The 10312-nt window shown below is 63.2% G+C and carries 7 protein-coding genes; 4 read left to right on the top strand and 3 right to left on the bottom strand.

The features are described 5' to 3' along the window. Positions 1 to 78 precede the first annotated feature (78 nt). The 4 genes from G3480_RS23215 to G3480_RS23200 all read left to right on the top strand — a co-directional run bounded on the left by G3480_RS23215 (position 79) and on the right by G3480_RS23200 (position 7403). Entirely contained in the window at positions 79 to 3768 is a 3690-nt protein-coding gene (locus G3480_RS23215; RefSeq protein WP_164656543.1) for an SDR family NAD(P)-dependent oxidoreductase, read from the top strand. Positions 3769 to 3802: 34 nt separating this feature from the next. After that, positions 3803 to 4882, top strand: a complete 1080-nt coding sequence (locus G3480_RS23210; RefSeq protein ID WP_164656541.1) for a sulfotransferase family protein — start codon at positions 3803 to 3805, stop codon at positions 4880 to 4882. After that, positions 4879 to 6294, top strand: coding sequence for a cytochrome P450 (locus G3480_RS23205; RefSeq protein ID WP_164656539.1), 1416 nt, complete (start codon positions 4879 to 4881; stop codon positions 6292 to 6294). Before G3480_RS23210 ends, G3480_RS23205 begins: the two co-directional genes overlap by 4 nt. A 98-nt stretch (positions 6295 to 6392) precedes the next feature. Then, on the top strand, positions 6393 to 7403 hold the full coding sequence (locus G3480_RS23200) for a fatty acid desaturase family protein (RefSeq protein ID WP_164656537.1): 1011 nt from the start codon (positions 6393 to 6395) through the stop codon (positions 7401 to 7403). Between the two features lie 161 nt (positions 7404 to 7564). Here the strand turns inward: G3480_RS23200 and G3480_RS23195 are convergent, their stop codons facing one another. The 3 genes from G3480_RS23195 to G3480_RS23185 all read right to left on the bottom strand — a co-directional run bounded on the left by G3480_RS23195 (position 7565) and on the right by G3480_RS23185 (position 10260). Further along, positions 7565 to 8926, bottom strand: coding sequence for a hypothetical protein (locus G3480_RS23195; protein ID WP_164656535.1), 1362 nt, complete (start codon positions 8924 to 8926; stop codon positions 7565 to 7567). 9 nt (positions 8927 to 8935) lie between these two features. Continuing rightward, positions 8936 to 9754 (bottom strand): outer membrane lipoprotein-sorting protein, encoded by an 819-nt coding sequence (locus tag G3480_RS23190; RefSeq protein ID WP_164656533.1) that lies wholly within the window; start codon positions 9752 to 9754, stop codon positions 8936 to 8938. A 143-nt stretch (positions 9755 to 9897) separates the two neighbouring features. Beyond that, positions 9898 to 10260 carry a hypothetical protein gene (locus G3480_RS23185; protein ID WP_164656531.1) on the bottom strand — a complete coding sequence of 121 codons (363 nt, stop codon included), beginning with the start codon at positions 10258 to 10260 and terminating at the stop codon, positions 9898 to 9900. Between the last annotated feature and the right edge of the window lie 52 nt (positions 10261 to 10312).

Here is a 10312-nt window from a genome sequence, read left to right as displayed (position 1 = left end):
TACCCCGGTACCGAGCTGCGCCTCGTGTTTGAGGCGATCCAGTCGCATTGAATTTGGCGCCAAGTCAGGAGTTCTGCATTGGTTGCCTTGATCAAGGCCGGCAGCGCGCATTGGGCGCAGCCGCCGCGCATTGATCTGGTGACGCGGAATGCGCTGGCTGGCGAGCCGGCCAACCTCGCGGGAGCCATGTATTGGGCGGTGGGCCGCACCATCGTCAATGAGCATCCAAACTGGCGCTGCCACCGGGTCGATCACGACGGCAGTGCCGCGGCCCGGTCCGGCGCCGCCGACTGGCTGCTCGGCGAGCTAACCATGACTGACGACGGCTCTGAGGGCGTGCCCGATGCTGTCGATGAACTGCGCTTCACTGCCGAAGGCTTCAGCGCCAACCTGATCGAGCCGGTCGGCACGCCGGCTGCTGCTGACCAAGCTGCTGGAACAGCCGTCGAGCCGCCCGCCTTCGCCGTCTCCCTGAGCGCCCAAGGCTCCATCGACAATCTCTCCGTCAAGGCGCTGCCGCCGCCGTCCGAGCCCGTTGCCGACGAGGTAGAGGTCGCGCTCCAGGCCGCGGGTCTCAACTTCAAGGACGTCATCCTCGCCCTCGGGTTGTTGCCGCCGGAACTGCTGAAGGACAGCGACTTCGGGCCGCTGATGGGCCTGGAGGGCGCCGGAGTGGTCGCGCGCGTCGGCCCCGAGGTGACCGCCTTCAAACCGGGCGACCGGGTGATGCTGATGCAGGAAGGATGCTTCGGCTCGACGGTCAAGGCCCCGGAAGGCCTGGTGCGCCGCATCCCCGAGGGTTGGTCCTTCGCCGAGGCCGCGACCCTCCCCATCGTCGGACTCACCGTCGTCTATACGCTCGACCTGCTGGCGCGCCTGCAACCGGGGGAGACATTGCTCGTCCACGGCGGCGCGGGAGGCACCGGTCTGATGGCGATCCAGTACGCCAAGGCGATCGGCGCGCGCGTCATCGCGACGGCCGGGTCAGAAGAAAAGCGCGATCTGCTGCGCCTGCTGGAGGTCGATGCGATTTCCGACTCGCGCAGCCTGTCCTTCGCCGCCGAGGTGCGCGCCTTCACCGACGGGGCTGGGGTCGATGTGGTGCTGAACTCCCTGGCGGGCGCGGCGATGCTGGCCTCGCTGGACCTCGTGAAGCCGTTCGGTCGCTTTGTCGAGATCGGCAAGCGCGATGTCGAGGCCAACCATCGCCTGAACCTCAAGGCGTTGGAAAACAATGTCTCTTTTCATGCGGTGGACCTGACCTTCCTGCCCCAGCAACGGCCGGACCTGTTTACCGCGACCTGGGATCGGCTGATCGCGCTCTGCGCGTCTGGCGCGATCCGACCGCTGCCGCTGCGTACCTATCGACTGGATGGTCTGCGCGAGGCATTGCGCCTGATGCAATCGGGGCGTCATCTGGGCAAGCTGGTGCTCGACCTGACCATTCCCAGCCGTGAGATCATGCCGCTGCCCAAACCACCCCGCACCTTCGCCGCCGAGGGTGTGCATCTGATCACCGGCGGCTTGGGCGGCATCGGTCTGCGGATCGCCCGCTGGCTGGCGGAGCAGGGTGCCCGCACCATTGCCCTGGTAGGTCGCAGCGGTGTGAAGACTGAAGAGCAACGCACCGCCATCGCCGCGATCGAGGCCGCCGGCGCCCAGGTCATCATCGCGCAAGCCGACGTCTCCGACGCCGCTCAGGTGACCCGGCTGGTCGAAACCCTGACCGCCGCGCATGGCCGCATCGCCGGCATCATGCACGCGGTCCTGGTGCTCGCCGATGCCCTCATGGTCAACATGACGGCCGATGCCTTCGAGCGCGTCGTTCGACCCAAGGTCGCCGGCGCACGGCATCTGCACCAGGAGACCCTGGGGCAGCGGCTCGACTATTTCGTGATGTTTTCCTCGCTGGCCAATGTCGCGGGCAATCCCGGCCAGGCCAACTATGTCGCCGCCAATGCCTATCTTGAACGACTGGTGGAGGCACGCCGGTCGGCCGGACTGCCAGGGCTGGCACTGCAGCTCGGCGCGGTCGCGGACGCGGGGGTGCTGGCGCGTGACAGCGCGCTGCGCGAACAGGTCAGCAAGCAGATCGGCGGTGCCATTCAGATGGCGGATATTCTGCGCGCGCTCGACGAGCTGCTGGATTCCGAAGTGGCCGTCGCCGCCGTGATCGACCGCAGCGGACGCTTCGCCGGCCCGATCATGCAGAGCGCGCGGGCCGCGGCGCTGGCGGATCAGGTCTCGGCACCGCAGGAGGCCGGGTCTGAGCGGATCGACTTTGCCGCCATCCCGGTCGAAGAGCGGGTCGCACAGATGGAACGCTTGCTGGTTCAGATCCTCGCCCGGGTCACGGGCGCCAAGGAACATCAGATCGACACCAACCGCTCGCTGATGGAGTCCGGTCTCGATTCGCTGATGGCGGTCGAGCTGGCGATGGAGATCGAACGGCGCATCGGCAGCGCGCTGCCGGCCACCGAGCTGGCGCAGGATCGCAGCCTGAGCGACCTCGCCCTCGCCCTGCTCTCGCGCCTCAATGTCGAGGTCGCCAGCGCCGACGCTGAGGACAAGGACGACGAATCCGCGCGGATGCGAGCCGACAGCCATCTACCCAGCGACTTCGTCATCACCCAGACCGCGCCCGAGGTGCGGGTGGCCGAACGCAATGCCATTGTGATGACCGGCGCGACCGGGTTCCTCGGAACCTTCCTGCTCGATGAGCTGGTGCGCCGGGGCGCGCGCCGGATCATCTGCCTCGGGCGCGGGCGAGACGCGCGGCACGCCGCCGAGCGGCTAGCCGCGTCGCTGCAACAGGCGGGGTTGGAACAGACCAGGGCCGAGATCGGGCATTCCATCGAGGTCTGGCCCTGTGAGCTGGGTCTGCCGGGGTTGGGTCTCGGCGAGGGCAGGCTTCAGGCGATCATCGACCAGGTCGATCTGGTGCTCCACAACGCGGCGGCGGTCGACTTCCTGGGCGGCTATCGCGAGATGGCGCCGGTCAATGTCGGCAGTGTGCGCGAATTTGTCCAGATCTGTACGCAGGGGCGGCCCAAGGCCTTCCACTTTGTCTCGACCTTGCGAGTCTTCGCGCGCCTCGACCAGATCGTCGGGACCGAGGTGTCGGAAGCTGTGGATCCATGGAAGCCTCCGAGCGACGAAAGCGGATACGTCAAGACTAAATGGGTGGCCGACCAATTCGTGCAACAGGCGCGCGCGCAGGGACTGGGAGCCGGCATCTACCGGCCGTCCTTTGTGATTGGTCGACACACGGACGGCTTCTCGAATGTTGCCGATCTTGGCTCGGCGCTGGCCCGCTTTGCCCTCGACACTGGGATGCTGCCGGATGTGCAAACCGCCATGCCCATCATTCCCATCGACGTCGCGGCGCGCCGGATCGCCGCCTTTATCGACACGCCCGGGGAGCAATACGGGGTGCGGCATATCACTGACTGGCCATCGATCTCGATGCGGGAGATCCAGGTGATCGCCGCGACGCGGGGGCTGGCGATCGATCTGGTGCCCTTGCCCGTCTACATCGCCCGCGCGATTCGTTTCTTCGAACGGAACCCGCGGCATCCGGCCATTTGGCTACCGGCCTTCTTCGAGAGCGGCGCCGCCGACAATCCGCTCGGCACCCAGCTGACCCCGCCGGTGTTGCCCGCGGGCGACACCTTTGCCGCCGACGAGGCCCCGGAAACCCTGGGCCGCATGTTGGATTGGTTCCGGGCCCGGCACGACGGGGCTGACCTGATCACGCGCGCCGCCTGATCCCCGTTCCGCTCAAGCGTTAAGGAATCGAGACATGCAACAACACAGCTCCGGCGTCTTTGTTTTATCCATGGGGCGTTCCGGCTCGACCCTGCTGAGTCGCCTGTTGCAGCAGCACCCGGCGATTTGCTCGATCTCCGAATATTGGACCAGTCTGTTCATGCGCGGCTTCGGCGACCCCAGCCTGAGCGGTCGTGACTATTGGGCGCTGCTCTCGGTGCCGCCGACCTGGTTCGGCCCCTGGGTCGAGAAGGCGCGAGCGGCCGGCGAATTGCCAGCGGAAATTCTCTACGACGACGCGCGTGGCCGTTATCGCCTGCGCGACTGCCCGCCCATTGCGGCGATGACGCTCCCAGCGCTCGATGCTGACCCCGATGCGCGCGTTGATGCACTGGCACAGATGGTGCCGAATTGGCCGACGGCACCGGTCACCACGCATTCGGCGCGGCTCTTCGACCTGCTGACCACCAGCCTGCACAAGCGCCTCTGGGTCGAGCGCTCTGGTCTGAGCTACTGGTATGTGCCGGATCTGCTGCAGGGCTTCCCCGACGCTCGCTACGTGCATCTGCACCGGGATGGGCGCGAGGTGGTGTTGTCGATGATGGGCATGCGCTTCTTCGATCCGGTCGCGCGGGTCTCCTGGATGCTGAACGTCACGCCGGGCACGCGCCTGCAGAAGCTGCTGTTCTTCGCCAAGCGCGATCTGGCGCGCCGGCTGCTGTTGCGCGTCGCCGATCTCGAGCGTGCCATCACCCGCCAGCATTTACGGGCGCGGCCCTACAGCCTGCCGGACAGGCTCTCGCCGGCACAGCGGTTAAGCGCCTACGCCCATTTCTGGGCCAACACCTCGGAGCTGGCCCTGGAGGCCATGGCCAAGATCCCGAACGAGCGGCTCCTGACCCTCAAATACGAACAGCTGGTCAGCGCGCCGCGCGCCGAGCTTAGCCGGCTGATTGAGCATCTGCTGCCCGGGGAAGCGCATGCGGCCTGGCTGGACGCGGTCTGCGCGCTGCCGCAACCACAGCGCGCGCGCTGGCCGGATCTTGATCCAGCACTGGCCGAAGAGCTCCAGCGCATCATCGGGCCGATCAACCGTGCACTGGGGTACGCATGAACTCCGCCTTCGACGCCATTCCCCGGTACACCCCGCCTTACCCTGAGCGCCCGCCCCGGCGGCTGCCGGCACTGCGGGCGCTGTTGCAATTCGGCCAGGATGCGCTCAAACCCTTTGAGGTGGGCACCTTCAGCCGACCCTTCACCCGCCGGCGCATTCTGGGCCGGGAGCTGGTGATCCTCAACCACCCCGAGTGGGTGCGTGAGGCCTTCGTCAAGCGCCACGAGGTGCTGCAACGCAAGACGCCCCAGATGCGCCAGGCGCTCGAACCCCTGCTCGGCGACGGGCTGTTCGTCAGCGACGGCCCGCTCTGGAAAGCGCGCCGGGCGCTGGTCAGCCCCCTTGTCAGCGGTCGGCACCTGGATCGCTTCCTGCCGATCATGCTGGAGACGGCGCGGGAGTGGCGCGCGCTCTGGCGCCAACACCCAGCCGACCGGCCCATCGATGTGCTCAATGAGATGGGCACCCTGACGGCCGAGATCATTTCGCGGGCGATTTTCGGCCAGCGTGCGGGACGCGAGCAGACCGATCAGATCGTGCGCAATTTCGCACACTATCAGCGCCAGATTGAACAGACCGCCGTCGCGGAGATGCTGAACCTGCCCGGCTGGATTCCCCGGTTTCACGGTCGCGGCATCCGCCGGCCGATTCAGCGCATCCATGCCGTGGTCGATCACATCATCGATGCCCAACTGAAGCCGTCCGGCCAGGCGAGCGCGGCGCCCGACGGTTGTCCGGTGGGCGCCATGATCGATCAGCTGTTTACCAAGGCCGAAGGGCCGGACGCCAGTCTGGATCGCCGCGCGGTGCGTAACGAGGCCATCGTGCTCTTCATGGCCGGACATGAGACCACCGCCAACACCCTGGCCTGGGCCTTCTTTCTGCTGTCGCAGGCGCCCTGGGCACGCGCGGCGCTGGCGCGCGAGCTGGAGAGGATTCCACCCGAGCGCGAACTGGCGGTCACCGACCTGGACGCGCTGATCTACACCCGCGCCGTGATTGAAGAGACCCTGCGGCTCTATCCGCCCGTACCGATCCTGGGCCGCACCGCCACGGCGGACACCGAGATCGGCGGCGAGCGCATCCGCCAGGGGTCTCTGGTGCTGGTGGTTCCCTGGTTGCTGCACCGCAATCCCGAGCTCTGGGAACGCCCGGATGACTTCCTGCCCGAGCGGTTTCTCCCCGGCGCCGAGCGGCCGAGCAAGTACCAATACGCGCCTTTTTCGGTCGGGCCACGGGTGTGCCCCGGCCTGGCCTTCGGTCTCAACGAGGCGGTGCTTTGTTTGGCGGTCCTCGCGCGCGCCTTTGATTGGGAGCTGGCGCCCGGCGCCAAGGTCTTCCCCAGTACGCGGCTGACCCTGCGCCCCGGCGATCGACTGCCCATGCTGCTGCGCGAACGTGCGAACCCATGAGACCCAGACCTTCGTGTCTGCCTATAAGCCGGCTTAAGGATAGTGATACCTCCTTGAGATACAAATTACGCATGAATCATATTAAGAGGAAGCTGACGATGTCTATCGATACAGCAGAGGAACACATAGCTTCAGAAAACATTAATAAAAATGAGAGAACAAGCCACCCTCACGATGCCGTGAAAGGTGTCCCCAATCGCTTGCCCTCCTCTCTTATCCGCGAACTTTCGGCCTTATCCCCAGGAAAAGCTTTGTTTGCGTTATTTTTGGAGTGGTTAGGAATTGCAGCAGCCATAGCAGCTTATGTTCTTACAAAAAATCCCTTTGTTTATTTGTTTGCAGTTATCTTTATTGGAGCACGCCAACAGGCCTTAACTGTGTTGGGGCACGATGCATCTCACTATCGCTTTTTGCCGAATCGCTTCTGGAATGACTGGATCTCCAACTTCTTTATGCAGTGGCCGATGTTTATTTCCACAGAGGGCTTTCGAAAGTATCATGGCGCTCATCACCGGTATTTAAACGATGAGAAAGACGGCAATCGTTTCCTTTGGAAAACACACAACCAGGAAGGACACCTGGTCGAAGAGTGGACCTATCCAAAGTCGAAGGGCCAACTGGCAGCAAAAATTATTCGCAGGGGGCTTTTCTTCACAGGCCTCCGCTGGATTATTCGAGGCCTGATTGGAATGTTTGTGATCCGCGGCTCGCTCCCCTCAATGTTGGCAAGGATCTTATTTTATGGCGCTTTTGCTTCCTGGTTTACCATGGCAGGGCTGTGGTGGGAATTTTTACTTTTGTGGATTATTCCGCTCTGTACATGGCATATCGTCACCCAGTATATCCGGTTAATTGCTGAACACAGCGCTGTGCAAAGTGACGTTCCTGGATACCAGGAAACTCGCACAACGATCCCCAAAGTGTGGGAAGCACTTTTTATCTTACCCAGAAATATTGGCTATCACCTTGAGCATCATTGGTACCCTAGTGTCCCCTTTTATAACCTGCCCGCGCTGCATAAAGCCTTGATGGACACCGAAGAGTTTCCAAGATCCGCCAACATATCTTATTCCATCTTGAGATCCTTACAGGAGGTCGTGAAAAAGTAATCACACAAACGCCTCTCCTCTACCCCCCTCTACATGGCAGTCTACGCTTGAAGATTGAAGCCGAAGGCTTGAAAGACTACCAGGGGGCATTGTCGGCAGCAACCTAACGCCCGATCCGCTGCAATGGCTAAGGATTCGCGCCCAGCTGACCGCCGCGCCTGTCACCAGTAACGTCGCACCCCGATAAACAGATTGCTGTTATTGCGATACTGCCCCCAGCGCGTGTCATCCTCTCCACCGCCAAAATAGTTAGCGCCGATGTGGTAGAGCCAATGGTCGCCGGGTTGATACTGGAGATTGGCGCGCAGGTAATAGTCGTCTTCGGTGGGGGAGTAGAAGGCAAAGAAAGAGAGATTGACCGTTTGCTTCAGTAGGGTTCGGGTCAGGCGTAGGGTGAGTTCCTCGTAATTCATGCTCTGCGCGGTCATGGAGGCGGGCAGGCTGTCTTCATAGGCGGCTTGGTCGCGACGGTGCTCAATGTAATATTGCGCCGTCATGTTGAGGTTTTTCATCAGTTCCCGGTCATAGCGCACCAGGCCGCGGATTTGGCTGTTGGGGATGTTGGGATCATCGCCGGCGAGATCCTCAAGTGAGTCGTACCAGGAACCCTCGAGTGTGAGCAGGCCATTGAGCAGCGGGCCGCGCCAGGCCGCGCCAAAGGTTCGCATGCGGGTGTAATAGGCCTGAACGGCCGCCGAATCGATGGCATTGGGCACGGTCCAGTAGCCATCGTTGAAGAACACAAAGAACTCATGTTGCCCGAGTTTGGTCGCATAGCGCGCGGACCAGACATCATCGGCGAACCATTGGTCGGGGGTGCGGGTGGGCAGGGGGTTGTCCTCGCCCTCGATGCGCTGAGTGAAGGGGGAGTAGTAGCTCAAGCGCGGGCCAGTGGGAATGGTGTAGGGCTTGAAGCTTGGCGCGTAAACGATATCCAGGGTGCCGAGTTTGTGGGCGAGGTTGATCTGAACGGCATCCGAGGGGGCTTTCATGTATTCCCCCTCGGCATCGCGGCCCATAAAATAGGACGTGAAGTCCTTGGGGAAGAGATCATTGAGCTGCAGAATGTCGCCCATCATCCAGTTGATGATTTGCCGCCCGAACGTGATATTCACCGCAGCGGGCAGCATGGTCGGGCTGAGGTTGAGCTCACGCAGGTCGATCAGGGCCTGGTGCATGGCGCCATCGAGCAACAGATCGGCCCGGGCATCGAGCGCGAGGCCCTGACCCGCCAGCCGCTGTCCGACCTGGGCGCGGAACTCGTTCATCACCGTCTGCTGATTGATGTCAGACGCTTGCGTGCGCCAGCCGTAGCGCGCCTCGGCCCAGCGTAGGAAGGGCGGACCTGCGGCATCGGCCTCTTCGACCAGCAGGGACTCCACCGGCGCCTCCACCTCGAAGTCCGGCAGCTCGGATTCTGGTGCTGGCCCTGTTTCCGCCGCTGGTGCCGCGCCGGCCGCGTGGCTAACCGCGACCAGCGCCAGTCCGGCGAGCGCGAGCGGCCAAGGTGTTCGTCTAGCCATCGGTTTGGCTCAGGGTGCCGCGCTGAGCTTGATTTGCTTCAGCGGCGGATGGCGCAGGGAGCGCTCGGAGAAGAGATCCGGGCTCAGGCCGCGGCCGTATTCCACTTCCAGGCAGCTCATGGTGCTTTGACTGCCGGTGTTGAGGTCTTCCAGCAGGGTTTGCATCGGGGTTGGGATGCCGCCGATGTTGCGCACCTTCTTCACGCTGAAGCGGCGATAGAGCCGGTCGTTGCGATCGTGGTATTCGATTTTCACTGCCAGGTGGGTGTCCTTGTGGACCCAGGACTCATACCAGGCGAACTCGACCTCGTTGGGATCCTTGGGCTCGCTGCGCACGATCCAATATTTGTCGGTTTCCGAGGTCAGGCTGTGGCGATCGGCATCCAGATGCCGGCCGGAGACATCCTCGTAGAAGAGATCGGTGCCGACGAAATGGGTGCGTTTGTCGCCCGCCTCGATGCGCCGGACGATGTCGAGCTCGGGGAGATAGAGCCAGCGTTCGTCGGTCTTGCCGGGGTGCTTGTGCACCAGGAAGGTGGTGCCTTCCATGTCGGTCGGGCCGCTGAAATAGACCAGGTAGCTTTGCTCGCCGCCCGGGGTGTCATCGAGGCGAACCATGTGGGTCGAGCGGGTACGCATCGTGCCGCCGCGCTCCTTGACCACCACCTGTCCGGTGCTGCTGCGGTCGCCGCCGGAGTAATAGGCGCGATGGTTGGCGAGCTCCATGACCTCGCGTCCGCTCATGGCGGCGCTGGCGCCCTGCGCGGCGAGCAGCAGCAGGAGGCCGAGGCGGAGCATGATGTGTTTGGAGACTATGTGGTGTTTCATGGTTTGGCTCGTTGCTCTGTGAGTGGATGTAGGGATTCGGGGCGAGGGGTCAGGGGTTAGGGGTTAGGGGCAAGCAAGAGCAGACGAAGGATTGGTCGCACGCTGTATTCAGCTGCGACGCCCTCTTCACTAAACCCTCACCCCTATCCCCTTCTTCCCAAAAGATCAGGATTGAGAATGTCCGGCGTCAGCTGATCGGGATCGCGCCACTCGCAGCGCCCGCGCCGGCAGGGGCTGCCGGCTTCCTTGGCAAACACCCGCTGGCACACCGGCGCGACCCGGCACGCCATGGCCGGATCGCCCGCTTGGCCGGGGAACAGCATGGGCTGGAGGACTTTGGCCCGCACAATGGCGGGGATCAGAAAGAAGGTCGCCAGGGCGCTGATCGCCATGATGGCCATCATTAGGTAGCCCACGGTTTGGTAGGGCACCAGGGGCGCGAGCAGCAGCGGCGAGAAGCCCAGGGTGATGATCAGCGCATTGCAGAACTCCTGACATACGCCCATTAACTCGCTGAAATGGTGTTATAATTCTGGCTTGAATCGATAAATAAATACG

The sequence above is a fragment of the Thiorhodococcus mannitoliphagus genome (genome assembly GCF_010915725.1).
Lineage (GTDB): Bacteria > Pseudomonadota > Gammaproteobacteria > Chromatiales > Chromatiaceae > Thiorhodococcus > Thiorhodococcus mannitoliphagus.
This window is presented reverse-complemented; position numbering and strand designations above follow the sequence as displayed.

Excerpts from the sequence above, each read along its gene's own strand:
- G3480_RS23210 (WP_164656541.1), top strand. The coding sequence starts at position 3,803 with ATGCAACAACACAGCTCCGGCGTCTTTGTTTTATCCATGGGGCGTTCC.
- G3480_RS23205 (WP_164656539.1), top strand. The coding sequence starts at position 4,879 with ATGAACTCCGCCTTCGACGCCATTCCCCGGTACACCCCGCCTTACCCT.
- G3480_RS23200 (WP_164656537.1), top strand. The coding sequence starts at position 6,393 with ATGTCTATCGATACAGCAGAGGAACACATAGCTTCAGAAAACATTAAT.
- G3480_RS23195 (WP_164656535.1), bottom strand. The coding sequence starts at position 8,926 with ATGGCTAGACGAACACCTTGGCCGCTCGCGCTCGCCGGACTGGCGCTG.
- G3480_RS23190 (WP_164656533.1), bottom strand. The coding sequence starts at position 9,754 with ATGAAACACCACATAGTCTCCAAACACATCATGCTCCGCCTCGGCCTC.
- G3480_RS23185 (WP_164656531.1), bottom strand. The coding sequence starts at position 10,260 with ATGGGCGTATGTCAGGAGTTCTGCAATGCGCTGATCATCACCCTGGGC.